At 62.1% G+C, this 23,690-nt stretch carries 26 protein-coding genes and 6 tRNA genes; 22 read left to right on the forward strand and 10 right to left on the reverse strand.

Translation table 11 applies throughout. From position 1 onward, the window contains the following. From VMW12_08840 to VMW12_08890, 11 genes are all read left to right on the forward strand, one after another. Nucleotides 1-726 (forward strand): hemolysin family protein (locus VMW12_08840; protein ID HUZ49830.1); only part of this gene is annotated, 726 nt, incomplete at its 5' end. After that, nucleotides 716-1,105, forward strand: a complete 390-nt coding sequence (locus VMW12_08845; protein HUZ49831.1) for a cytidine deaminase — start codon at nucleotides 716-718, stop codon at nucleotides 1,103-1,105. The genes VMW12_08840 and VMW12_08845, both read left to right, overlap by 11 nt. A 9-nt stretch (nucleotides 1,106-1,114) precedes the next feature. Next, nucleotides 1,115-1,840, forward strand: a complete 726-nt coding sequence (gene recO / locus VMW12_08850) for a DNA repair protein RecO (GenBank protein ID HUZ49832.1) — start codon at nucleotides 1,115-1,117, stop codon at nucleotides 1,838-1,840. Further along, entirely contained in the window at nucleotides 1,837-2,259 is a 423-nt protein-coding gene (ruvX, locus tag VMW12_08855; protein ID HUZ49833.1) for a Holliday junction resolvase RuvX, read from the forward strand. Before recO ends, ruvX begins: the two co-directional genes overlap by 4 nt. Continuing rightward, the gene (mltG, locus tag VMW12_08860; protein ID HUZ49834.1) at nucleotides 2,259-3,257 is read left to right on the forward strand and encodes an endolytic transglycosylase MltG; all 999 of its coding nucleotides are present in this window, start codon (nucleotides 2,259-2,261) and stop codon (nucleotides 3,255-3,257) included. The genes ruvX and mltG overlap by 1 nt, the downstream gene beginning before the upstream one ends. A 10-nt stretch (nucleotides 3,258-3,267) precedes the next feature. Then, nucleotides 3,268-3,567 (forward strand): hypothetical protein, encoded by a 300-nt coding sequence (locus VMW12_08865; protein HUZ49835.1) that lies wholly within the window; start codon nucleotides 3,268-3,270, stop codon nucleotides 3,565-3,567. Further along, a complete protein-coding gene (locus VMW12_08870; protein ID HUZ49836.1) occupies nucleotides 3,567-4,700 on the forward strand; it encodes a glycosyltransferase in 1,134 nt (377 codons plus the stop codon). Before VMW12_08865 ends, VMW12_08870 begins: the two co-directional genes overlap by 1 nt. Then, nucleotides 4,697-5,272, forward strand: a complete 576-nt coding sequence (locus tag VMW12_08875; GenBank protein HUZ49837.1) for a TQO small subunit DoxD — start codon at nucleotides 4,697-4,699, stop codon at nucleotides 5,270-5,272. Before VMW12_08870 ends, VMW12_08875 begins: the two co-directional genes overlap by 4 nt. An 81-nt stretch (nucleotides 5,273-5,353) precedes the next feature. After that, nucleotides 5,354-5,441 (forward strand) — tRNA-Ser (locus VMW12_08880). Between the two features lie 67 nt (nucleotides 5,442-5,508). Next, nucleotides 5,509-5,585, forward strand: a tRNA-Arg gene (locus tag VMW12_08885). 108 nt (nucleotides 5,586-5,693) lie between these two features. Then, entirely contained in the window at nucleotides 5,694-6,461 is a 768-nt protein-coding gene (locus VMW12_08890) for a hypothetical protein (GenBank protein HUZ49838.1), read from the forward strand. A gap of 79 nt (nucleotides 6,462-6,540) precedes the next feature. Here the strand turns inward: VMW12_08890 and VMW12_08895 are convergent, their stop codons facing one another. Together VMW12_08895 and VMW12_08900 are read right to left on the reverse strand one after the other, a co-directional pair. Continuing rightward, nucleotides 6,541-6,741 (reverse strand): dodecin family protein, encoded by a 201-nt coding sequence (locus tag VMW12_08895; GenBank protein ID HUZ49839.1) that lies wholly within the window; start codon nucleotides 6,739-6,741, stop codon nucleotides 6,541-6,543. 12 nt (nucleotides 6,742-6,753) lie between these two features. Continuing rightward, the gene (locus tag VMW12_08900) at nucleotides 6,754-7,413 is read right to left on the reverse strand and encodes a BON domain-containing protein (protein ID HUZ49840.1); all 660 of its coding nucleotides are present in this window, start codon (nucleotides 7,411-7,413) and stop codon (nucleotides 6,754-6,756) included. Between the two features lie 251 nt (nucleotides 7,414-7,664). Between VMW12_08900 and VMW12_08905 the strand changes: the two genes are divergently transcribed. Together VMW12_08905 and VMW12_08910 are read left to right on the forward strand one after the other, a co-directional pair. Continuing rightward, on the forward strand, nucleotides 7,665-8,096 hold the full coding sequence (locus VMW12_08905; GenBank protein HUZ49841.1) for an Hsp20/alpha crystallin family protein: 432 nt from the start codon (nucleotides 7,665-7,667) through the stop codon (nucleotides 8,094-8,096). A gap of 224 nt (nucleotides 8,097-8,320) precedes the next feature. Further along, entirely contained in the window at nucleotides 8,321-9,550 is a 1,230-nt protein-coding gene (locus VMW12_08910) for a transposase (GenBank protein ID HUZ49842.1), read from the forward strand. Between the two features lie 57 nt (nucleotides 9,551-9,607). Here the strand turns inward: VMW12_08910 and VMW12_08915 are convergent, their stop codons facing one another. Continuing rightward, nucleotides 9,608-12,205: a cation-transporting P-type ATPase gene (locus tag VMW12_08915; GenBank protein HUZ49843.1), complete on the reverse strand. Its 2,598-nt coding sequence runs from the start codon at nucleotides 12,203-12,205 to the stop codon at nucleotides 9,608-9,610. A 342-nt stretch (nucleotides 12,206-12,547) separates the two neighbouring features. Beyond that, nucleotides 12,548-14,077, reverse strand: a complete 1,530-nt coding sequence (locus VMW12_08920; GenBank protein ID HUZ49844.1) for an aspartyl protease family protein — start codon at nucleotides 14,075-14,077, stop codon at nucleotides 12,548-12,550. Nucleotides 14,078-14,189: 112 nt separating this feature from the next. Here VMW12_08920 and VMW12_08925 point away from each other — a divergent pair. From VMW12_08925 to VMW12_08945, 5 genes are all read left to right on the forward strand, one after another. Beyond that, a tRNA-Ile gene (locus VMW12_08925) sits at nucleotides 14,190-14,264 on the forward strand. A 66-nt stretch (nucleotides 14,265-14,330) separates the two neighbouring features. Further along, nucleotides 14,331-14,576 carry a hypothetical protein gene (locus tag VMW12_08930; protein ID HUZ49845.1) on the forward strand — a complete coding sequence of 82 codons (246 nt, stop codon included), beginning with the start codon at nucleotides 14,331-14,333 and terminating at the stop codon, nucleotides 14,574-14,576. Beyond that, nucleotides 14,567-14,643, forward strand: a tRNA-Arg gene (locus tag VMW12_08935). The genes VMW12_08930 and VMW12_08935 overlap by 10 nt, the downstream gene beginning before the upstream one ends. A gap of 15 nt (nucleotides 14,644-14,658) precedes the next feature. Beyond that, nucleotides 14,659-15,168, forward strand: a complete 510-nt coding sequence (gene tadA / locus VMW12_08940; GenBank protein ID HUZ49846.1) for a tRNA adenosine(34) deaminase TadA — start codon at nucleotides 14,659-14,661, stop codon at nucleotides 15,166-15,168. 33 nt (nucleotides 15,169-15,201) lie between these two features. Further along, nucleotides 15,202-15,292, forward strand: a tRNA-Ser gene (locus VMW12_08945). 103 nt (nucleotides 15,293-15,395) lie between these two features. On the opposite strand, the gene VMW12_08950 is transcribed toward VMW12_08945, so the two are convergent. Both VMW12_08950 and VMW12_08955 read right to left on the reverse strand, forming a co-directional pair. Continuing rightward, nucleotides 15,396-16,115 (reverse strand): NAD(P)-binding domain-containing protein, encoded by a 720-nt coding sequence (locus tag VMW12_08950; GenBank protein HUZ49847.1) that lies wholly within the window; start codon nucleotides 16,113-16,115, stop codon nucleotides 15,396-15,398. 37 nt (nucleotides 16,116-16,152) lie between these two features. Beyond that, complete coding sequence (locus tag VMW12_08955; GenBank protein HUZ49848.1) at nucleotides 16,153-16,926, reverse strand: hypothetical protein; 774 nt, start codon at nucleotides 16,924-16,926, stop codon at nucleotides 16,153-16,155. Nucleotides 16,927-16,982: 56 nt separating this feature from the next. Between VMW12_08955 and VMW12_08960 the strand changes: the two genes are divergently transcribed. Genes VMW12_08960 through VMW12_08975 form a run of 4 tightly spaced genes read left to right on the forward strand, consistent with a single transcriptional unit; the run spans nucleotide 16,983 to nucleotide 19,345 of the window. Further along, nucleotides 16,983-18,179 (forward strand): M20 family metallopeptidase, encoded by a 1,197-nt coding sequence (locus tag VMW12_08960; protein ID HUZ49849.1) that lies wholly within the window; start codon nucleotides 16,983-16,985, stop codon nucleotides 18,177-18,179. Nucleotides 18,180-18,229: 50 nt separating this feature from the next. Continuing rightward, nucleotides 18,230-18,733 (forward strand): hypothetical protein, encoded by a 504-nt coding sequence (locus VMW12_08965; GenBank protein HUZ49850.1) that lies wholly within the window; start codon nucleotides 18,230-18,232, stop codon nucleotides 18,731-18,733. 43 nt (nucleotides 18,734-18,776) lie between these two features. After that, nucleotides 18,777-19,025, forward strand: a complete 249-nt coding sequence (locus VMW12_08970; GenBank protein ID HUZ49851.1) for an FmdB family zinc ribbon protein — start codon at nucleotides 18,777-18,779, stop codon at nucleotides 19,023-19,025. After that, nucleotides 19,025-19,345, forward strand: coding sequence for a hypothetical protein (locus tag VMW12_08975; GenBank protein ID HUZ49852.1), 321 nt, complete (start codon nucleotides 19,025-19,027; stop codon nucleotides 19,343-19,345). The genes VMW12_08970 and VMW12_08975 overlap by 1 nt, the downstream gene beginning before the upstream one ends. Here the strand turns inward: VMW12_08975 and VMW12_08980 are convergent. From VMW12_08980 to VMW12_08995, 4 genes are all read right to left on the reverse strand, one after another. Continuing rightward, complete coding sequence (locus tag VMW12_08980; GenBank protein ID HUZ49853.1) at nucleotides 19,342-20,517, reverse strand: methyltransferase domain-containing protein; 1,176 nt, start codon at nucleotides 20,515-20,517, stop codon at nucleotides 19,342-19,344. The genes VMW12_08975 and VMW12_08980 overlap by 4 nt on opposite strands. Next, on the reverse strand, nucleotides 20,514-21,800 hold the full coding sequence (gene aroA / locus VMW12_08985) for a 3-phosphoshikimate 1-carboxyvinyltransferase (protein HUZ49854.1): 1,287 nt from the start codon (nucleotides 21,798-21,800) through the stop codon (nucleotides 20,514-20,516). The genes VMW12_08980 and aroA overlap by 4 nt, the downstream gene beginning before the upstream one ends. Before the next feature lie 153 nt (nucleotides 21,801-21,953). Next, nucleotides 21,954-23,441 (reverse strand): cytochrome c, encoded by a 1,488-nt coding sequence (locus VMW12_08990; GenBank protein HUZ49855.1) that lies wholly within the window; start codon nucleotides 23,439-23,441, stop codon nucleotides 21,954-21,956. Nucleotides 23,442-23,603: 162 nt separating this feature from the next. Beyond that, a tRNA-Leu gene (locus VMW12_08995) sits at nucleotides 23,604-23,687 on the reverse strand. Nucleotides 23,688-23,690 lie beyond the last annotated feature (3 nt).

Raw genomic sequence — 23,690 nt, forward strand, 5'->3', positions numbered from 1 at the left:
TTCGGCGATACGATCGTTCGCGAGGTGATGCAACCGCGCCCGAATATCGTGGCCGTCTCGGTCGACGATTCGCCGCGCCGCGCGCTCGACGTGGTGATCTCCGAAGGCTATTCCAAGCTCCCGGTATTTCAAGAATCGAAGGACGATATCGTCGGCGTCGTACACGACCGCGAATTATTGATCGGTCTGGCTACGGGCAATCTCGCGCAAAGCAGTTTGCGCACGCTGATGCGTCCGGTCGTCCACGTGCCCGAGACGAAGAAACTCGCCGAATTGCTGCGCGAGATGCAGCGCGATAAATTCTCGATGGCGATCGTCGTCGACGAGTACGGCGGTACTGCCGGCCTGGTGACGATGGAAGATCTGCTCGAAGAAATCGTCGGCGAGATTCGCGACGAACACGACGAAGACGAGCAGGAGGCGATCGCTATCGTTTCGCCGCGCGAAGCGGTAGTCGAGGCCGGCACCAGCATCGACGATGTGAACGACGAACTCGGCACGGCCTTGCCGACCGACGATTTCGAGACGATCGGTGGCTACATCGTCGGTTTATTCGGACGTTTGCCGACCGAGGGAGAAGAAGTCGAAGCGGACGATCGCACGCGCTTGCGCGTCGAGCGAACGCGGGGGCGTCGCATCCTAGCCGTACGCATTTATACCGACGGCGACGTGCAGCAGACGCAAAGCAATGGGCAGGCGGTGGCCGGTAGCAGCGATGTCTCCTGAGGCGCTTTTGGAACGAGCGCGCGCGGCTCGCGGGAGCGCATACGCACCCTATTCGCAGTTCGCCGTCGGTGCGGCGGTGGAGACCATCGACGGCGACGTCGTCGTCGGATGCAACGTGGAGAATGCGAGTTACGGGCTCTCGATCTGCGCCGAGCGGGCGGCGTTAGTGCATGCGATAGCCTTGGGGCATCGGTCGTTTCGTGCGATCGCGATCGCCGGCCCGGATGGGGCTGTGGCCGCGCCCTGCGGCGCCTGTCGCCAGTTCATCGTCGAATTCGGCGAAGGGATTGCGGTGATCTACGTGGGCTCCGCCGGCCCGATCCAAACGAGCGCCGGGGAACTGCTCCCACACGCGTTCGGGCCGCACAGCCTCGCGTAAGGAGCGGCAGTGAGCGCAGCGCGATCGTACAAAACCAACGCGGTCGTCTTGCGCGGTCGCCAGTTGGGCGAAGCCGACCGTATCTTCACGCTGTTCACCGATCAGCGCGGAAAGCTCGATGCGGTCGCAAAGGGGGTCCGGCGGCCGAAAAGTCACCTCTCCGGTCGTTTGGAATTCGGAAACGAATGCGTGATGACCATGCACCGCGGGCGTTCGCTCGATGTCATCGTTGCCGCGGATATTGCGCGAGCGCCGTGGAGCAAGCTGGTCGATCCCGATCGCTTCGCGGTGTTTTCGCTGGTCGCCGAAGTGATCGACGCTTTCTGCGAGCCCGATCTGCCCATGCCGGACGTGTATGCGCTGCTGACCGGAGCGGTCGCGGCGATCGCGGCGAGCGACGAGCCGCGATCGCTGATTCCGCGCTTTTCCATACGCCTGCTGTGCGCGCTCGGGCTAGACCCGGCGGTCGATTGCTGTGTGCGTTGCTCGCTCGATTTCGAAGGACACGCGTGGCTCGATCCCGATGCCGGGGGCTTGATCTGCGGAGCGTGCCGCGAGCGCTGGCGCGATTTGATCGAATTCGACGAAGCGGACTTGCAGAACGTGCGCGCCGTCGGAGCCGCTAAAGGGAGCGCGGCCCGCGCCACCGTACGCGCAACGCCGCGCGTCGAACGCGCGATCGAAACGCTACTCGCGCACCACTTGGGCCGCCGCCCGAAAGCGAGCATCCGATGAGTATCATGGCGCTCGACGTCGGCACCAAGCGGATCGGCGTCGCGATTGCCGACCCGAGCGGAACGTTCGCCTTGCCCGTCGGAACGGTCGAGCGCTCCACCCTCAACGCCGATTTGGAGCGACTCGCCGAGTATCTCACGTCGTACGCCGTGACCGATTTGGTGATCGGCGATCCGGTCGCGCTCTCGGGGGAGCGCGGGATCGCGGCTCAAAAGATGGATGCGTTCATCGAACAACTCGCGCGGATCTATGCGGGGCGCGTCCACCGCGTAGACGAGCGCATGACCACGGCGCAGGCGACCAAGACGTTGATCGCCGCGGATGTCTCGCGCAAGAAACGCAAAGGAGTGGTAGATAAGATGGCGGCCGCGCTCATTTTGGAGACGTTTCTGTCGCGGCGCAGAAACGAGGCGCGCTGATGCGCGTACTCCTGCGAATCCTCGCAACGCTCGCGACCGTCGTCGTTCTGGTGGCCGCCTCGATCGCCGCCTGGTTCGCCTACGCGGCGTTTGGGGACCGCTCCCTGCCTGCCGTACCCAAGCAAGTCGTCATCGTTCGCGGTTCGTCGCTGGCCGATATCGCCGAGGAGCTTTCGAACAACCGCGTGATCGCAAACGGCCTGGCCTTTCGGTTGCTTGCGCGCCTCCAAGGTAGCGAAGAAGACGTGCGAGCGGGCGCGTACCGATTTGCCCCGCATCAGAGCCAAAATGAGATCCTCCAGGAACTGCGCACGGGCGGAGCACAGATCGCGCGCTGGGTGACGTTCCCCGAGGGATTTACCGACCGGCAGATCGCGCAGCGATTGCAAGACGAAGGTATCGCGAGCGCCGCAGTGCTCGATCGCCGGTTCGCAACCACCGGGCTGAACGTCGGTGGTACGCGCACGCGGAACCTAGAGGGCTATCTCTTTCCCAGCACCTACCTGGTCGACGTAGCCGCGACGCCTTCGCAGATCGTGACGATGCTGACGGGGCAGTTCTTCAAAGAGCTTCCGGCCGACGCCGCCCAGCGAGCGGCAGCGCTCCACGTGACGGTGCCGCAGGCGGTCACGGTCGCATCTTTGGTCGAGCGCGAAGCCAAGATCGATGCCGATCGCCCGATGATCGCCGGGGTCATCTACAACCGGCTGCGGGCGCACATGCCATTGCAGATCGATGCCACCATCGAATACGCCCTCCCGCATCACAAGGCGGAACTCTCCTACGCCGACCTGAAGATCGATTCGCCCTATAATACCTACCTCCACGAGGGGCTGCCCCCCACGCCGATCGCCAATCCCGGGTTACCCTCGCTGGAAGCGGCCCTGCATCCGGCGAAGACCGATGCCCTCTATTACGTCTACTGTGGCGGAGGCCACCACGTCTTCGCGAAGACGCTAGAACAACACCAAGCCAACGTAGCTCGCTGCTTAAAATAGGAGCATCCCCATGTCGTCCAACAACGGTGAAGCCAAGAGCGGACCGCTCGAACTGAGCGAGGTGCTCCATATCGAAACCAAAGAGGGTACCGAATTACCGTTCGAAGTCGTTGGAATTCTCGAAGATCCCGATGACGGCGCATCGTACGCGGTGCTCATGCACGAACCCGAAGATGAAGAGGGCGAGAGCGAATTCATCGTCACCGATCTCGAAGGCAATCTGCTAGAAGACGAAGATCTCGCACAGGAGATTCTCGATGAATTCCTGGTCTTCGCAGAAGAAGCCGGCGACGACGGGGGCGAGGCCTAATTCGCGTTCTCGTTCTTTCGGCGAGCGTCGGCGTCGGCCACGTTTCGGCTGCAAATGCGGTCTGTGCGGCATTGCGCACCATCGATCCCGAGGCGCACACGCAGGTTGTCGATTCGTACCAATACGCCGCGCTCGTCGTCTCTCGCGTGGTTTCGGACGGGTATTTGCGGATGGTCAAAACGATTCCGCAACTCTATCGCTACGTCTACGACCGCGCCGAGCGTGCCACCGAGGTGGGGCCATTTCGCACCTGGGCGCACCAATTTACGGCCGGTAACCTGCGCCCGCTCATCGAGCAAGAGCGGCCCGATGTGGTGGTCTGCACCCATGCCTTTCCATGCGGTGCCATGGCCGAGTATAAGCGGCTGTACGACGATGGGCCGCCGGTCGTCGGAGTCTTGACCGATTTCGCCGTCCATGGATTTTGGATCCACCGGAACGTGGACGGCTACGCGGTGTCGACCCAGGCGATTCGCGAAGTCATGCTTGCGCGCGGCGTGGAAGCTTCGCGCGTGGTCGTGACGGGAATCCCTGTGAATCCGCGCTTTGCACCGAGCGACGAGCCCCAGGAACTGTTGCGCGAGCGGCTCGGGCTTCCGCGCGCTCGTAAACTCGTGCTGATGATGGGCGGAGGCTTGGGCATCGGTCCGCTCGAGCAAATGCTCCGGTCGCTCGAACGCATCGAGACGCCGATTGGGGCAGTTGTGGTCGCCGGCAACAGCCGTCGCGTCGAACGGCGCGTCCTCGAGGCGGCGGCTTCGGCAACCTACCCGGTGCGCGTCCTGCGCTTCGTCGATAACGTCTACGATTACATGCACGCGTGCGATGCGTTCGTCACCAAGCCGGGCGGCCTGAGTACGGCCGAGGCCCTCTGCGCGCAGATCCCGATGGTCTTGTGCAAACCGCTGCCCGGCCAGGAAGAACGCAACGCGCAGCTATTGGTCGAGTGGGGTGCGGCGCTTCGCGCGGACATGGACGAACTGCCCGCCGCGATAACGCGCGTATTCGATGGCGAGCAACGCCGTGAAATGATCGGTGCGCAGCGGCGTACCGCCCACCCTCAAGCCGCTCTTGCGGCGGCGCAACTGATCGCGCGCATCGCGCGCGGGCAAAAGGAGCCGATATCCGCATGACCTTGCCCTCACCCAAGACCTACGCATTCTGGCTAGCCGTGCTACGCATATTCACCGGCGCCGCATGGATCGTTCACGGGGTCGGAAAGTTCACCCAGAGTACGATGTTTATGCCGCCAAACGGCTTTATCGTTGGATTCATCGCAAAGGCTGCGACGTCGACGACGGGGCCGTATCACGATTTTCTCGTCAACGTCGTGCAACCGAACATCGCGATCTTCGCCGAACTCGTGCGTTTAGGTGAAGTGCTGACGGGCTGTGCCCTTCTGTTGGGTGTTTTCACGCGCCTTGGCGGATTCGTGGGCGTGCTGCTCACGCTGAACTACATGGCCGCGAAGGGCGCCCTCGGATCGGTGGAGGGTATCGCCGGAATGGATGCCGCCATGCTCGCGCTTTCCGCAATCAATGTGGTGTTGCCGACGGGACGGATGCTGGGCATCGACGCATTGCTGGGACGGCGTCGCGCGGCCCCGCCCGTTGTCGTCGCCCCGGTGCCGGTCCATGCGGCTCCGGTGCACGCGGAATTCGTTGAAGAACAGCCGCTCGAAGGGCCGTCCGCTCCGAAAGAGTGAGCCGAAGCGACAGAAGTCCGATAGGTGAGTGCTGCGCCGATGTGGTATAGTCGTCGGCGCACCTCCCCGGGGTGCGATCGCGGAGAGGTGGCCGAGCGGCTGAAGGCACTCGTTTGCTAAATGAGCATACGCCAAAAGCGTATCGAGGGTTCGAATCCCTCCCTCTCCGAATCGATACACCGGAAGGAAAAAACGTCGATACGACGTATCCGGGAAGGTCGCCGCAGGCGACGCGTGCGGTCGTAGCTCAATTGGATAGAGCAACAGGCTACGAACTTGTAGGTTGGGGGTTCGAGTCCCTCCGACCGCACCATCTGCAAAACGGGCTTCGCAATGCGAAGCCCGTTTTCTTACGAGTCCGAGTCACGCTCGTAGCCGGAGACCCGTTCATCCAGGGTCGGGCGCACAATCGGGGTGAGATATGCTTGCACAGCTGGTCTTAGGCGTGCTTCTGGCGGACGCGCCGCCTACGCCGCTTCACCAAATCGGTCACGTGAAGGTTAGCTTGGCCTGTAGCACGTTACATCAGAGCGTTGCGCCGGCGATCCAAGGGATCCAGGCTAACGACCGCATCATCGGCATCGGTAAGCAGCTCTTTTTTATTATGGGGAAAGATGCAACGCAGGGCGGCAGCGGCGCCGCATTTACGCTGGATCAGCTAAACATGGAACGCGGTGTGTCGCTGCTGGTAGCAAATCTCGCAAAACTCGATGCGCTCATCGCAACAATACCCGCCCCGAAAGGCGATTCTCCCGACGATCGTCTCGCTGCGGCCATGCGGAAGCGGCTGGAAGCGGTGGCCGATCAGCAGCGAAAAGCGATCGGCATTATGAACGGGGTCGTTGATTCGGAGAGCCTGGGCGATCTTCAAGGCGCCGGCGACGATCTCACCAAAACGACCATGCCCGAAGAAGTGCGGGGACGTCAGCTTATCCTCGGGTCTCCTCCGCCGACATTAGGAACGGCAAACATCAACGGTGCCGGCCTTGCTCTGACTCCGGATGAAAAGTATTCGGCCCGGCAGCTTGCGAAAGAATCCCAGTTCGGCAACAATCCCTTCGCGACGTCCATGGCAAACCTGGAGATCGAGCAGCGCGATCTTGCGATCCGAGAACGTGCCGCCAGCGTGCCGATCCTGGAAGCGGTGGCGGCATGTGGGGGAGGGCCGACACCGGCGCCGACGCCGTAAGCTTCAGTGCTTGTGGGCGCAACGGCTGACGACCCGAGTATCCGAGCCGTCAGTCCCGATGGTTACGCAAAGAACCGCTTCAGTTTTTCAACACGAACGAGATCTTTGCGTTGATGCGATACTTCTCGATGGCCCCGTCGTCGTCGATGGTCGCCTCGAAGTTCTGGATGTAAATCGACTTGACGCCCTCGAGAGTTTCGCTCGCCTGCTTTACAGCATTCTGCGCTGCATCTTCCCAGCTTTTGCCGGACTCGGCCAGCACTTCGATGACTTTCAACATGTGCCGTACCCCCTAGGAGATCGCGATGAAGTTGTCTACGCACGTGACACCCGGAATGCTCCAGGCCGCCTGCACGGCTTTTTCGCGTTCGAACCAGGTTCTGGCGCTGCCGCTCAGCGTCACCTTTCCCTCCGAAACCGAGACGGCGATCTTCTTCGCGTCGAGATCGGCCATGCGCTGAAGCTCGGAGTGAATTTTCCGTTTCACTTCGTCGGTTTTGAATGATGGAGCCGGCATGACGCTGATGAGGTTGCTGACGTCCCTGACGCCGATGACGCGGCGTGCTTCATACGCAGCCTCCTGGGACTGATAGTACCAGGGTACCTCGCCGCTCAGCGTGACGTGGCCGTCCTTTACGACGAACTTCACGGCGCTGGGGATAATGGTATTGGATACGAAGCGGCGCTCGATCGCTAGTGCGATGTCGCTGTCGGTCCGGACGTGCGTGGACGGGAGATCGACCGTTAATTCGTCGGCTATACCCCGTACGCCGCGAATGCGTTTGATCGCGTCTTCAGCTTCCCATTTTTGATTGAAGTTGGGGACCGTCCCGCGCAACGTTACGACACCCTCTTTGGTGGTGATGGCGATATCGTCCGCGTTGATCCGCGGATCGTATGCGAGCTCTTCGATGATCTCTTCTTTGAGATCCAGACTCTTGGTGGTGTTCATGAAATGCCTCCTAGTGTGTAGACGCTGCTTGCTACGCCCAATACGGGCGCACGCCGACGTTGGCGGTCGGACGGCGGGCAACAAAGCGTGCCACTCTCTGCTTGCGTTGCGATGTGCGCGTCATAACCTTTTTATAGCGTGGGACCGGGAAGAGCTCGCGAAGATCGCTCACCAATTCTTCTTATCGCTGCGGTAGTCTCGATGTGCGGCCTGTCCGCACTTCATCTAAACCCGAAAGGACACGAAGAATCATGGCACAGCTACTAAAGGTTAAGAGCGGCAGCGGCGATCTCGCGCTGCTCGATCAAATGTTCGACTCGTTTCTGGATTGGCAACGGCCGGCAGCATTCGGCTACGGGAACATGCCGATCGATCTGTACGAGCAAGACGGCAAGTACGTGCTTGAGATGTCCGTCCCCGGGCTTGAGCCCAAGGACATCAACGTCGAAGTAAGCGGCGGCACGGTGTCGGTTACCGGCGAGCATACCGGTAAAACCGAAACGAAAGACGTCCGCTACCACCGTCGCGAGATGCGCCATGGATCGTTCTCGCGCTCGATTACGCTTCCGCAGGATCTCGACGCGAACTCGGTGACGGCGACGGTGAATAACGGCATCCTCAAGGTCGAGCTGACCCCGATAAAGCCGCTTTCGCCCAAGAAGATCGCCGTAACGTCTGTCTAGTTACAACCGGAGTACGATACACGAGTGGGGAGGCAGATGCGTCCCCACTTGTACGAAGCCGCGGTAGCGAGTAGGATGCGAGCGACCCCGTTGCAAGCGGCGACGATATTTCGCCGCGTTGGTGGCAAGGCGTCTAGCCGTAACGCCACGGACAACGGCGCACTTTTCCGCTCTGCGCCTTCACTCGGCCACCCAGTTGGCACTGCGCCTACTATAATCGTAGGGTGAAGCGCATTGAAACCGTGCGACTCTACCCGACCGCCACTCAAGACGCGGCGCTTCACCACGCGCTCCATGTCACGCGTCATCTTTACAACGCTGCGCTCCAGCAGCGTAAAGACGCCTATCGGCTGCGTGGTGTGAGCGTCTCGATGAAGATGCAGTATGCCGAGGTGACCGCGCTGCGCAAGGACTCGCATCACCTGGCGGGCGTTTTTCGTGAGTGCGAGGATGCGGTGCTGCGCCGCCTGGATCTCGCTATGCAGGCCTTCTTTCGGCGATGCAAGCAGGGCGAAACGCCAGGCTTCCCGCGCTTCAGGGCTGCCCGCCGGTGGCGGCAAATCACCTACCCACATGGCGATCGCGCGCTGAAGTTCGATGCGCCGCAGCACCGCGTCCGAATTGCGGGCGTAGGTAGCGTGAAGCTGCGTAAGGGGCGCGCCGTGCCGCCGCATGGCCGTGCGTGGCTGGCCTGCAAGCTCGGGCGCTGGTATGCCCAATTCGAGTGCGAGCGCGCGGTCGAGCCTTTGCCGGAAACCGGGCACGCGATTGGGCTCGATCGCGGTGTGAACGTCTTGCTAGCAACCAGCGATGGTGGGCTGATCGCGAATCCGCGTCATGTCACGAAGGCACGGCTGCGCGTTGAGCGGGCGCAGCGCGTGGTTGCCAAGCGTAAGCGGCGCGGGAAGAACCGGCGTAAGGCGATTGATTCGCTCGCGCGCCTGCACGAGAAGGTCGCCCGGCAGCGCCGTGACTACGCGCACAAGGTCTCACGTAAGCTCATCGAAGCGAACGACGTGTTGGTGCTGGAAGACTTGCGACTGCGCCATATGGCGCGCAGCGCAAAAGGCACCATCGAAGAACCCGGCCGCAAGGTTGCGGCAAAAGCCGGGCTGAATCGGGCGCTGCTCGATGCGGGCTTTGGCATGATCGCGCAGTTGATTGCGGAGAAGGCTGAAAGCGCCGCCCGCACGGTTCTCTGCGTAGATCCGAAGTACACCTCGCAAACGGGCGCCGCGTGCGAGCATATTGCAAAAGGGAATCGCTCGGGGCTGCAGTTCGCCTGTGTCGCGTGTTCGCACGTCGATCATGCGGACGTGAATGCCGCGCGAGTGATTCTTCAGCGGGCTCAGAAGGGGCCCTTGGCGAGCTGCGCCGCAGTGGCGGACGGCACCGACCCAAGAACCGCGCTAGCGCCGAGTGGACCTCGGCTCACGCTGCACGATGCAGCGTGAGGGCGCAGACTTCGAAGCAATAGTGCTTTTAGGGAGTATTCGCTCTGTTCGCAAGCGTTATCGGGCGTTGAGCGCACGAAGTGCCTTGGGGACTTCCGCCCAGAACGTTCCGGCGAACGCAAGGCCGATCGCCAGACCGAAATCTGCAGCGTGCAGCGCGGTCGCCTTGAGATCTTGCTGAACCGGCGCAACGAATGTCACCGCGATCACGAAGGCGATCGTTACCGCCGCCCAGGCGGTCATGACGCGATTCGAAAACAGGCCCCGTTTCATCAAGGGATCGTTTCCCGATCGCATCGTCAACGCAAGAAAAACGTGCCCGAAAAGCCACGTGACGAAGGCCATCGTCTGCGCGCGCACGAGCGCGGCGCCGCCGAACCAGGTGACGAGATACGCAACGGAGACCGCCGCAAAAAGGCCGAACGATGCGCTAAAGATTCCGCTTACCATGCCGCGATTCATGAACGGCGTATGCGGATCGCGCGGAGGACGCCGCATGACATCCGATTCCGCGGGTTCTGCGACGAACGCGGCCGAAGCGGCTAAGTCCATGAAGAGCTCCATGAGAATGATTTGAATCGGGGCGAACGGGACGGGCGCGCGCAGCAGGACGGGGAGCAGAACCGAAGCAGCAAGCGCAACTTTGCAGGCGAGATAGTAGCGCACGCCTTTGCGGAGGTTATCGAACAGAGTACGCCCTTCGTGAATCGCGTTGACGATCGTGGCGAAGTTGTCGTCGGCGAGCACCAGGGAGGCGGCGTCGCGCGCGATGTCGGTTCCCTTCTCACCCATGGCAACGCCGATATCGGCGGCGGCCAGTGCCGGAGCATCGTTGCTTCCGTCACCGGTTACGGCAACGCGTTCGCCGCGAGATTGCAGCGATCGAATGATCCGCAATTTGTGTCGCGGAGTCACGCGCGCGACGACGGCGGTCGTATCGAGCGCATCGGAAAGCGCTTCATCCGAGAGTGCGTCGATATCCGAACCGGAGAGTGTATGCCCGCGCGCATCGAGTCCGACGCTCTCGGCGATTGCGGCCGCCGTGAGCGCATGATCGCCCGTGAGGATGATCGTGCGGATTCCGGCCCCCCGGCACGCTGCGATCGCGCCCTTGACCTCGGGTCGCGGGGGATCGGCGAAAGCCGCAAGACCGACGAACGTCAGCTCGCGCTCAACCGCTTCTTGCGTGGCGCCTGCATCCTGCTCCAACGTACCCTCGGCCAAAGCGAGAACGCGCATTCCTTGCGACGCCATGCGGGCAGCGGCTGCGCGAACGCCGGCCTGCTCCGTCTCGTCGAGGACCGACGCCGCGAGGACGGCTTCAGGGGCGCCTTTCATGGCGACGCGAGAGGCGCCGCCGGCGCGCGCCTGCCACACGACGCTCATTCGTTTGCGGGCGTTGTCGAATGAAAATTCCTCTCGTACGATCGTCTCATCGCGAAGGCTTGCGAGATCGATCCCGTCCGCGCGAGCCGCGCGTAGCAAGGCGGTCTCCAAAGGATCGCCGACAAACGCTTCACCACTTTCGAGTGCGTCGTTGCACAGCGCGCCGATCTCCAGCATGCGGCGGCGGCGATCGAGCGGATCGAACTGCACGACTTCCGTTTGATTTTCCGTTAGCGTTCCGGTTTTGTCGGTCGCGATGACCGTGACGGCGCCGAGCGTTTCCACCGCGGGCAATCGCTTGACGATGGCGTGAAGCCGTGCCAAGCGCCAGGCGCCAAGGCCCAAGACCATCGTCACGATGATCGGGAGTTCTTCGGGGATCATCGAGAATGCGAGTGAAAGGCCCGTGAGGATCATCGTGCGCGGCGATTGATGGTTGAGTGCCCAACCAAGAAGCGGGACGAGGATGCTGATGCCCAGCGCGAACCACGCGAGCCAGATGCTGAGATTGGCCATCATCTGCTGCAGGGGAGTGCGCGGAGGCTTTACCTCCTGGGCGAGTGCAGCGAGCCGCCCGAGCTCGGATTGCGCTCCGGTGGCGACAACGGCCGCCGTCCCATGACCGCCGCTCACCATGGTGCCGGCGTAGAGCATATTTACGCGCTCGGCAAGCGGCGTTGCCGCGGCGAGCAGCGCGCCCGCATCCTTTCGCACCACCGCCGATTCACCGGTGAGCGTCGATTCATCCACACCGACGCCATATTCCTCAAGGAGGCGTGCATCGGCCGGCACGCGATGTCCCGCACTGATGACGATGATGTCTCCGGGAACGAGCGACTCCACGGAAACTTCGCATGCACGACCGTCACGAACGACGATCGACTCGGGCTCCGCGAGCGTACTGAGGGCGGAAATCGCATGCTTCGCGCGATATTCCGTAAAGACTTCCGCCGCCACCAGCGCGGCGATCACGCCGAAGATCGTGATCGCATCGGCCGGTTGCCCCCATACGGCGTAGAGAATGCCGGTCCCGATGAGCAGAAGAATCATCGGCTCCCGAATCTCTTCGAAAAAGATTCCTACGAATGTCGGTGCTCCGGCTGCGTGTAGCCGATTGGGGCCATACCGTTCGGCGCGGCGCGCGACCTCGGCCGTATCAAGCCCCGCCTTCGCGTCCGTCGCAAGGCGTTGCACGAGCGCTCCGGAGGTTACGGCGTGCCAATCGGTCTCGGAAACGGTTGCGTCGCCGGCGCTATCGAGTCGCCGCAATATCTACCGCTTTCGAGCTTCGCGATCGATGAGCTCGCGTTTGCGCGCTAAGCCCCACGCGCGGACGTCCAGCGGCAGCCCCGCATGCGGAGTCGCCCCCGCGCAACTCCGAGATCCACAACGCATAGATGCCGTGGTGACGTTCGCCGAACTCTTTAGCCGACATTCCCCACTTGACAGTTCCTTTCGAGCCGACTCCGGATGATTCCGGCCGTTTCCGGGCACTCGGCGGGCCCAGCCGCCGGTTTCGCACGACTTGAAGGTCCGCCCGGGCTCGCCGTTATTATAGCAAAACCGCTGCAGAGCAGTTGCGGAGTTGCAAAGATATCTGGTGTATCCGGTTTAGTGTTTATGCGGGGTCATGACGATGATCGATTGCGGGTAGTCGAAGACGAAATTAAAGTGGCGTAAAAAATCGAGACCAATCAGCCCGGCGTGTTTCGAGAATTCGTGCGAAGCGCACGCGACCGGCGTTTGATAAACGATCGGGCCGAGGTTAATGGAGTCGATCTGTCCGCACCGCGTCCATTCTTCCTGTTGCATGCCGACGAGGGTCGCGCGACCCGTCAAAATCGTCAATCCGTGGTCGAGCAAATCCGCGGAAAAAATAATCAACGACGGATCGCCGGTATCGAACGTCGCGTCGATCGTTACCTTGTGATCCAACGTAACAGGCACCGAAGGCGTGTCGGTGCTGAGATCGACCAGCAAGGGAAGACCAGCCGACGTATTGAGACTTGCCGTCGCAGGGTTCTGAATCCGCATCGTCTGGCTCGCCGTGTCGAGCGTAACCATCGCGCCGGCAAGCAGATCGAACCCGACGAGCCCGTCCGGGTTGACGCGATCGGACTTACGTGGGTAATGGTTGTTGTATGTCTGTACGACCGTATTCGAAAGCGTGTTACCGCCGATCTCGATGGTTCTCACCCGCCGCGTTCGCGTTTTGAATACGCCGGCGACACCCACGGCAGAAGAGTCGGCGATGCTCGCAACCTTAGCGCGGTCCGCGAACTGATCGGTCAGGGTTATGCCGGAATCGCCCGTGTCCAAAATAAAAGTTCCTGGCACGCCGTTGACCGTTGCGTCAACGTAAATGCGATCGCGGGTAACTTGGATCTTAAACGGGCGATCGTTGGTGAAGGCCCATCGTGCTTGGGGGGCCGGAGGATGCAATTCGGCGGCGGTTACCGCGGGATCGATGCGCGATTTGGTATAGGTAAAGACACCGCCGCCATCGCCGATGCGAAACGAGCCGATCATGCGTTTGCCGGGCGCGATCGTCATATACGATGCGATCGTATATGACGTTTCCTCGCTTCCGCCGGGGTCGATGACCGCCCGGACGTAGGCTCCGGTTTGCGGATCGACATAGAGATCGATCGGGGTCGCGCCGCCCATCGCGACGCGAACGATCGGATAGCTCTTACCGTCGACCGTTCCGGTGCCGTGCAGCGTGCCCGGAAGTTCGCTGGTTCCCTCGGAAAACAACACGTCGGCGGCTAATTGGTAACTGGCTCCCGTACCGACGATCGGCGTGACGAAGCCGTTGTAGTTCGTCTCCCAGAAAACGTGCCCGGTGAAGCCCAATGAGTCGGTCAGGCCGGTTTTTGCGTCGCTATAGTCGCGCCGAAGGAGCATCCCGGCGCGAATCTCCGTTGCGCGCTGGGTTACCTTGCCTTTGGACGTTCGAAATTCGCGCGTTAGCTGCAAGCCCGGGACGCTGCCGTCTCCCAATTGCCAGCCGACGTAAGCGCGATGTTTGGCTAATAACGCGGCCGCATCGTCGGCTCGTGCCGGCAGCGGCGCAAGGGCGCCGCCGAGCAATGCAAAAGCCACCACGGCAGAAAGAACGTGCTGTAAAACCACCCGCATGGACACCCCTCTATCGCTGAAGCGATCTATAGAGCGGTCGGTTATACGGCCGGGGTAGTTGCACCTTGCGGGAGGGTTCTGGTACACTGCGGTGTCGAAAAGATGATTTTCCGGCTCGGTAGCTCAGTGGTAGAGCAGGGGACTCATAAGCCCTTGGTCGCAAGTTCGAATCTTGCCCGAGTCACCATGTTTTGAGGGGAGTGGCCGCCTAAGCTATGGCGGCCACGACGCTCTCTGAGGTACGCTGTAGCCCATGTCAACGATTCCGTGCGATTTCTGTCCCCATCCGGTCGATCGCGAGCAGATGGAGGAGATCGAGATCTCGCATTACGTCCCGGATAGTTCGGGCGACGATCTCGCGTACGCGAGAACGTACTTTTTCGGGCATCCCGATTGCGTGCGCAAATTCTACCGCGGCCTCGTGGACCATAAGCTGGATCTCTTCAAGCACATCCCGACTACCGGTCCGTTACCAGACGGACTTGACGGGCGCCCGTAGCTCAGCTGGATAGAGCGCTGCCCTCCGAAGGCAGAGGCCGTGGGTTCGAATCCCTCCGGGCGCACCATCTTCCCCATATAGCATGAACGAATCCGAAGCACCGCAGTCCCCCGATGACGAGGCCCATCTGAGGCGTGCCCTGGAGCTCGCCGCCGCCGCGGCGGCCTGCGGCGAGGTGCCGATCGGCGCGGTCCTGATCAGCGGCGACCTGCGCCTCGAAGCCAAGAACGAGAAAGAATCCCGGCCCGACGCCACCGCTCATGCCGAAATGCTGCTCATTCGCCAAGCCTGCGAAGCGCTCGGGGTTTGGCGCCTCTCCGAGGCAACGCTGTACGTCACGAAAGAGCCCTGCGTCATGTGCGCCGGCGCCATCATCGCCGCGCGCATCAAACGGGTCGTCTACGGTGCGCGAGACCCCAAAGGCGGTGCCGACGGCGGCGCCTTCGACATCCTACGCTCGCCGCAAACCAACCACCGCCTCGAAGTAACCGCCGGAATACTAGAGAGCGAAGCCTCCGATCAGCTCCAGCGCTTCTTCCGCGCCAAGCGCCAACCCACCGCAGAAGAAGGTTTCAAAGCCCCGACGCTGTAGTAACGCACGCTTCGGAAACACGATCCGAACCACGGAGAGGTGGTCGAGTGGTTGATGGCACCCGCCTCGAAAGCGGACGAACGTGATGAGCGTTCCGAGAGTTCGAATCTCTCCCTCTCCGCCATCTACAGCAAAGGGACTCGGTCAAAGACCGGGTCCCTTTGCTGTCCTTGTTCGTGGTATTGCCTCGGAACGCTCATCAACGCCGCAGGCGCTGCGCCCTTTTCTTAGGCCGGCGTTTCAAATGTGCCCGGGCTGTTTGCGGTTCCACGCCATTCGGGCTTTCGTTCTTGCTCGGCCTCCGATAGTGCGCGCCGCACGCCGGTTGCTTCGAAGTCCTTGGTATACACCGGTGATCCGGGCTGTTGCCGCCAAGAATCTGCGATACTCCCACTATCGACCGGATCGAAGCCGATGTCGTCGATCAATCGCATGACGACGGCCTTCGCCCTAGGATCGTCGCCGGCTACGGGCAGCGCGATCCGCCCGGGCGTCCCTTTGGGCTTCCCACCTTCAAGAAGATGTTGCGCGTAAATGTTATTGAAGGCTTTGACCACGGGCCGATGCAGCCGTTGCGCAACCCAACCGCTCTCGGTCATACCGTTCTCGATCGGTTCGATGCGGCCGTCGCGCTGCCGCGGATAGTAGTTTCCGGTGTCCACGACGACGACATCGTCCGGAACGCCGGAAAACACATCCGCTGGAAGATCGGCAACGTGCCGCTCTGGGATTGTGACGATAACGACGTCTCTGCCCCGAGCCGCGTCCCGCACGGTTACCGCTTCGGCTCCGGTCTCTGCCGCAAGATCTTGCAGCGTTTCGGGTCCGCGGGAATTTGCGACGGCAACCTCGTGTCCGGTTGCGCGAAAGCGACGTGTCAGTGCAGCGCCGATGTTTCCAGAGCCGATAATGCCTATCTTCATACCTATTACTCCTCGATTACTCAACCCCACTGTGGCGAATACGGGTTTCGACCGCGGCACGTCAGCGAATTCGAAGAGGAGGCCTTGCCGCGCCCGGGCCGGTGGGGGCGGCGGACGGGCTCGGCGTCGGCGAGGGCGCGAGCGCGGGGTCCGGAGGAACCGTGGGGAAGGTAAATTGGTCGAACGTGATATCGGCGACGACTTTGAACGTCATGAACGCGACGTGTTGCGTTGCCGAATAGACGCCGTGCGTAATGAGCCAGTAGCCGTTGATGAGTTGATAGTCCAGCAAGATTTGTTCGTCGTCGCTGGTCGAACGCATCACGATGCGCGAGGGTAAGTGCGTGGCGGGGTCTTCGATGATGTCCGCCGGATAGAATCCATGGAAGCGCGGGGTGGGAGCGAGCAGCAGATGCACCGCGCCGTCGGTGGAATCGGGAGCGTACGTCGGTACGAAGAAGCTGTTATACGCCACCGTCTCGTTCACGCTTGGATCCGGAGCCGGAATCGCAAAATACCAGGGCTTCGCGCGCGTCAGGCTGATATCGACGCGCTTGAGATTCGCAAAATAGCTGAATCCAAAACTCGAAATCGGATCGAAAGACGGGATGATGGGGAAGGCTTGCCCGGTTCGCCGTTCTCCGTGCGGAAGATCCTGCATCACGGCGGTATCGTCGGCGACGCGCACGGCCACGCTCCGGTTGATGTCCTGCACTCGATTCGCTCCCGTGACGTGCGTGCGCTCGCGATACGTCATGTACGTCGGCTGCGATTGCTCGAAGGTTTGAGCCGTTCGGTTGACCAGGAGCGCGAAGGCGATATCGGGGCTGATCATGCGCAGGTTTCCTTCGCGAGAGGGATGCTCGCCACCGCCGCCGCAGTTCGAAGATCATGATCGCCCAAGCATCAACCGACGTTCTCGAGCGCGTCGTCGAACTACGCCGTGCCATCCATCGGCGCCCGGAACTCGGCTTCGAAGAGCACGAGACCTGCGCGTTGGTCGAGCGCGAATTGGACGCTTTGGGCATCGAGCACCGCCGCCTCGCGAAGACCGGCGTCGCAGGCATTCTTCGCGGTGCGCTTCCCGGCCACGTCGTAGCGCTACGAGCCGATATGGACGCCTTGCCGATTACCGAGCGCACGGGGCTGCCGTTTGCCTCCGAAATCGCGGGGAAAATGCACGCCTGCGGGCACGATGCGCACACCGCGATGCTCCTGGGCGCCGCTCGCGTCTTGGCGGGGATGCGCGAGCGGCTGCACGGTACCGTCGTTTTGATCTTTCAACCGGCCGAAGAAGGGCCCGGCGGAGCCGAGCCCATGATCGAGGCGGGGGTGCTGGACGATCCTGCGGTCGAGGCGATTGCGATGCTGCACGTCGATGCGCGGATCGCTCCCGGCCAGATCGGCATTACGCCGGGGCCGGTCAACGCGTCGGCAGACGAACTCTTCATCACGGTACGCGGCAAAGGCGGCCACGGGGCCTATCCGCACACCTCCGTCGATGCGATTCCGGCAGCGAGCGCGATCGTGCTCGGGTTGCAGAACATCGCCGCGCGCGAGACCGATCCGCTCAAGAGCGTCGTCGTGACCATAGGAACGATCGTCGGGGGGTATCGCAATAACGTGATCGCCGACGAGGTGCAGATGACCGGCACGCTGCGCGCCCACGAACCGGAGATTCGCGACGCGCTCGAAGCCCGGGTGCGACGCGTTGTCGACGGCATTGCCGCCGCGTATCAAGCTACAGCCGAAGTGCGCATCGTTAAGGGCTACCCGCCGGTCGTCAACGATCCGTTGCTGGCCGAGGGCTTCGCCGCCTACATGCACGAGCACAGCGAGTTGAGCGTCGAGCGCCTTCCCCCAACGATGGGCGGCGAGGATTTTGCGTACTTCGCGCAACGCGTGCCGGGTCTGCACGTCAGGCTCGGGATCCGGAGCGAAGCGGCCGGCTCGACTCATTCCGGGCACTCGCCGCAGTTCCGCATCGACGAGGCGGCCCTGCCGGCCGGGGTCGAAACCCTGGTGGCCTTTGCCGTCGCGGCCGGTGACGGAAGCGTCCCGATTCCTGAGAAAAAATACCAACTCTAGTGGGTGCGACAAAAGCAGGCACTACAGGTGGGGTATCGAACGAAACTGACATGGCGATTGTTAGCGAAAGCCTCGCCCACCCAGGCCAGCGTTCTTTTAGTGCCAGCTTGGATATCGATGCGTCTGCGGAGGATGCGTTCGGGCTGCTCTGTGCGGTCGAGAAATGGCCCGTCTGGCTCTCGATTCTGCGGAGCGCGAAGCTGGCCCATCCGGCTAACGCCCTAGCACTGGGGAGCGAAGTCGTCCTGCGAGCAAGCGTTCCGGGCGAAGAAGAGCAGCTCTACGAAGTCGACCAATACATCGCAAACTATCACCTTTCGCTGGTGGGAGCGTACTCGGTCCGGCGGCGCCTGGATTTTCGGATCGAACGCAAGACCTCGCGATCGCGGCTTCACGTGAAGCTGGCCTATCCAGCCTACGGCGGCCGCGTCGGGGTCCTGATGGACCGGTGGAAGCACGGCCGGCGCCTGACGCACGCCCTCGACGAAGCCTTACTCCATTTCAAGGGCTTGGCCGAGTACCGCAGCGCCGATGGATTGCTCACGGACCTCTAGCAGTCGTTGACCGCGACTGCTAGGGTTCGGTATACTGTCCACCATGCCGTTGTACGATTATCAGTGTTCCAAGTGCCAGGCCCTGACCGAGATTCGTCATGGCTTCGATGACAATCATAGCGACCCGTGCCCCAAGTGCGGCGGCGCGCTCAAGCGCGTTTTCAACCCGGCCCCGATCCTCTTCAAGGGCTCGGGATTTTACATCACCGATTCTCGCCCGTCCAAGCCTGCTGAATCCAAGCCTGCCGAATCCAAACCGGCTGAATCGAAATCGAGCGATTCGGCCGCCTGATGGCGCACGCGCAGCTCGGCCTCTGGGTCTTGATCGCCGGCTGCATCGGCGCGCTGGTGCTGATCGGCGCCGGTGGAGCGATTGCCGGACTCTCCGCTACGCGGTTGCAGCGCCACGCTGCGCGAACGCGTGACGCCGCGCTCGCAATCGTCGATCCCGCCAAACTCGCGGGCGATGTGGCACGCCTCAAGAGCGCCGCTGACGGTTGCTCCGCAGAACTCGCGCGACTCGCGGCGATTAGCGCCCATCTCTGGGACGTCGTAGGGCGCGTGGCGCGCCTGCTCCTGATCGTTCGTGCCTTTCTGGGCAGCGCGAGCTAGGTCGCTTCCGGTTCCTCGGGCGGCTCCCACTCCCAGGACGACTCCGGCGGTACCCCTTCGGGCGGCACCCCGAAAGCAACGCTCTCGCCCGGCATGGCAAATGGCGCGCCGAAGGGATACGGCTGCGGCGGGGGCACCGAGGCGGCATCGGGTGGCGTGGGCGCTCCAAACGGCAGACCCGGCGAGAAGCTCGGGACCGGTTCGGGCGACCCAAAGCCGAAGCCGGCGCTCTCTCCGAACCCCGCCTCTGTCGGGGCGTTAGCGGGTGCGGGCGCGGCATGCGATGCGGCAGAAGGCGGATCGATCGGCGGAAACTCATAGCCCGTCTCTTGGCTGACGATCGGCGCCGCCGACGCGCCCTGCACGGAAGCGGGCGACGGAACGACGGCGGCCGATGGGCGGGTCGCGATGGCGTTCTGCGTGCTGCGCTGAGTAAAGGACGGCACGACCAAATCACCGAGCGCCGCGCCGACCAGAACGTATCGCGGAGGCGGAAGCAGTTGTACGTCCGAGCGCTTGGCGATCTCGCGCAAATCGTCGACGTACAGGGCGGGAGCCTCTTCGACTTCGATCGTGTCGATCAGCAAAGCGATCGTATCGAGCAGATATTCTCGCGGTGGAACTTTTGCAAACGCGAACACGTGCTGCGAGACGTCGGCTTTTACCGATTGCAGCAACTTCTTCCAATACTCGAGCGGCTGATAGTACTCGAATTGGCCCAGTTCACGCTTTGCTTGCGAGTAGAGTAATGCGATACGCTTGCCGAGCGGGTCGGCCGGCGGCGCGGGCTCGATCAGCGCAACGCGTTTGGCGACGCGGGATAACTCGAACAGCACCTGCGCGTGAAAAAACGGATCGATCTCGTGCAGGTAATGAAACGAAATCGCGAGATCGAACGATGCGTCGCGCGCCGGAATGACCGACGTACTTCCCCGCAGCAGCGTCGCTCCCAAATGCGCGAAAGCGTTGATCTGATCGTTACGGTGCTCGATGACCGTAACCTTGGCACCCTCGCGTACCGCGCGCTCGACCTGCCTGCCGTCGGGGCCGTAGCCGCAGAACAGCACCTTGCTGCCGGGCTGGAGCGCGATCGCCTCCCACAGCAGCGTCTCGAGGTACTCCGACTCGCGTTGGAATTCGTCGGCTGTATAAACCGGTGCGTCCAGGTTCACGAGCGTTGCACGCTCTCAAGCGTCGGGATGAATGCGGGAAAGCTCACATCGATACTATCGGCACGATCGATCGTAATCGGACCCGCGGCGCAGGCCAGGACCGCCGCCGCCATCGCCGTTCGATGATCGTGCTCGGTTTCGAGCACGCGGCCGGTCGCTTGCGGCGTGCCTCCCTGGATAACGATTCCGTTCGGTAGCGTTTCCATGGCGATTCCCACGGCTGCGAGCAGTCGCTCGATGGCGGCGATGCGATCGGACTCTTTCGTGCGCAGTTCGCCGATGCCGGTGATCTTGGTCGAACCTTGTGCGAACGCCGCTGCAACGGCCAGGAGCGGGATCTCGTCGATGGCGCGCACCGCAAGGTCGCCCCCGATTGTGGTTCCATGCAACTGCGCGTGGCGGACCGCGATGTCGGCGACGGGTTCGCCGGAGACGGTGCGGGCGTTGCGCAACTCGATCGCGGCACCCATCGCAAGCAGCCCGTCGATCAGACCGGTGCGGGTGGGATTGACCCCGGCGTTGCGAATGACGATCTCGCTCTGCGGCGTAATCGTCGCCGCCGTGATAAAAAATGCGGCGGCCGATGCATCTCCGGCGACGTCGATGTCGCGCGGCGTTAGCGCGGTCGACTTCAGCGCGATCGTTTTGCCGTCCCAGGTGATATCGGCCCCAAAATACTGCAGTAGGCGTTCGGTATGATCGCGCGAAGCCCGGTCGCCCGAGATGACGATCGGCGTCGCCGCATAGAGTCCGGCCAGCAACAGCGCCGATTTAATCTGCGCCGATGCGGAGACCAAGATGAAATGCGTGGTTTGGATCTCCGGCGTTCCCAAAAACTCGACCGGCATGCGTCCGTCGGTCGTACGAATCTTGGCTCCGAACGCGCGCAACTGGGCGGCAACCGGTTCCATCGGTCGCTTGCGAAGCGAATCGTCGCCGTCGAATCGGGCCCGAATATTTGCGCCGGCGCAGAGCCCGAGCATCATCCGGGCGGTGGAACCGGAGTTCATGCAATCCAATGGTCCGGGCGATTCGCGTAACCGGCCGCCGCTCACCACGATATCCGCGCCATCGGTCGCGCAGCTAGCGCCCAATGCGAGGAGTGCTTCGAGGGTTGCTCGGACGTCACGGCCTGGATTGAGATTCGCAATACGAACCGGTGAGAGTCCATGGGCTGCAAGCATCAGCGCGCGGTGCGAGATCGATTTATCGCCGGGGACGGTCAAATCACCGCGAAGCGCTCCGGAAACGAACGTCCGCGGAGCAATCTGAGTTTCGGTCATCGCTCGTGAGGTTCGCTATCGATACTCCGAAAGGCCTCGCCCGAGCGCGGTTTTAACGCGGAAACGGGCTGGGCTCTCAGCCATGTCCCGGGCCATCCACGATGCATATCGGGGCAGTCGCTACGCCGTACGCGACGACCAAGCATTCTCGGTCTAGAGAAAGGTCGTGCGAATATAGGTTGCGACCTCGCGTACCTGATCCGCTGAGAGCGTCGAGGGAAAGAGCTTCGGCATGCCGCCGGAGGGGTTTTCGATGAACGCGATCGTGCCCGCCAGCGTTTTTCGCTGGGCGATTTTATGGAGATTCGGGCCCGCGCCGCCCTCGCCGTTAGCTCCATGACACATCGAACAATTCGCAGCGAAGATTGCTGAGCCCGCGCGAACGTCGGCAGCCGGAGATGCCGTCGCCGTAGTCCCGCTCGCAGCAACGACCGCTGCGCCTGGTGCTCCCGGTGCTGCCGCGGCCGAGGCGGGTTCCTGATGGCTCGGCGTGCGAAACCAAGGACCCGCCCAGAGCAACTGGTAGCTCGTGACCGGTCGAGCGCCGACCGACGACGCATTCTCCAACGTCAGAACGAGATTCGGCATGATGCTGAACGCAAGGTCGCCGATGTAGTTATTTTGGATTGCGCCCAGACCGTCGTTGGTTCGTTCGTAGCGCGAATCGATGTGAAGCCAGGCGTACGGATTGTAGATCGCTTCGTACGACATCCCGTTGCTGCCGGCGGCCAACGACGCGCCATCGTTGGGATTGTTGTCGTAACCGACGAGCGCCATGGCGTTCAGGCTGTATTTAGGTGAAGTTGAATAGGATACCAGCGCCATTTCACGGCCGAAGCGATCGTTTGCGCCGGATGGCAGCGGAAACGTCCCGCTCATCGCGGCGATGCCGCCTGTAAAATGCGAATTTGGGTTCATGAAGAGCAGCGAGCCTACATAGCTCTGCCCCTCGCCGCCCGAATCGACATCACCGTCGAACGCGCTTTCGGCGGCGCCGGTGTTCGTGAGGTAGGCGACTGTGCCGATAAGGCCCTTGCTTCCCATCTGCGTGTAAGATCCACCCCAGCGGTTGTCGCCCACGCCCACCGTGTTCAATCCAACCGGCATCGCTGCGAGCGAGTAACCGGAGAGGGAAAGTGACTGGCTCAGCCATGGGGCGAACATCGGCGCCGGGAATTTTCCTATTTGCAGGCTCCCGTTTCCTGACGAGAATCCGTTGTATGCCGCCCAAACCTGATCGACCGCGGCTGCCGGAACGCCGCCTTCCACGATGGGGACGGAGGCGTAATAGGTGACATCCTTCCCGAGATACCCGGCAGCAAGAAATTGTGCGAGATCGACGACAACGTTGGGTAGCCCCGGCGTCGGCGTATTGGAGCCGATTCCCGTTATTTCAAACGAGACGGGGTCCCGGGAATTTTCTTCCATCTGTCTGTGCGCATCGAGCCCCTTGGTAAAGTTTGTCGCTAAAATATATCGACCGTATGCATTGAGATTCGGCGGCGCGCTGTGGCACAGCGAACAACTGACTCCTTGCCCGTTTGCGAAGACGGGGATTGCCTGGGCGACGCGCGGATACAGCGCCGCGACGAGCGTGGCGGCTATCGCGACTTGCATCAATATGTGATAGCGGGGATGCATACTTGAACCGTTCCGGCTACCGAGCCTGTGGATCATGCAAATCTTAGCCTAGGGTAGCAAGCCGGATAGCGCTGTCGCATTTTGCTCATCCGCGGTGTGTTTCCACCGGACCGGATATGCTAAAAAGGCCCGTGGATGGGCCTTTTAAACGAATTTAGAAGATGGTAGGGAAGGTGGGATTCGAACCCACACGAGTTGCCCCGGCCGCTTTTGAGGCGGCTGCGTCTGCCGTTCCGCCACTTCCCCGTG

Source organism: Candidatus Dormiibacterota bacterium (assembly GCA_035532835.1).
Taxonomy (GTDB): Bacteria; Vulcanimicrobiota; Vulcanimicrobiia; order Vulcanimicrobiales; family Vulcanimicrobiaceae; genus DAHUXY01.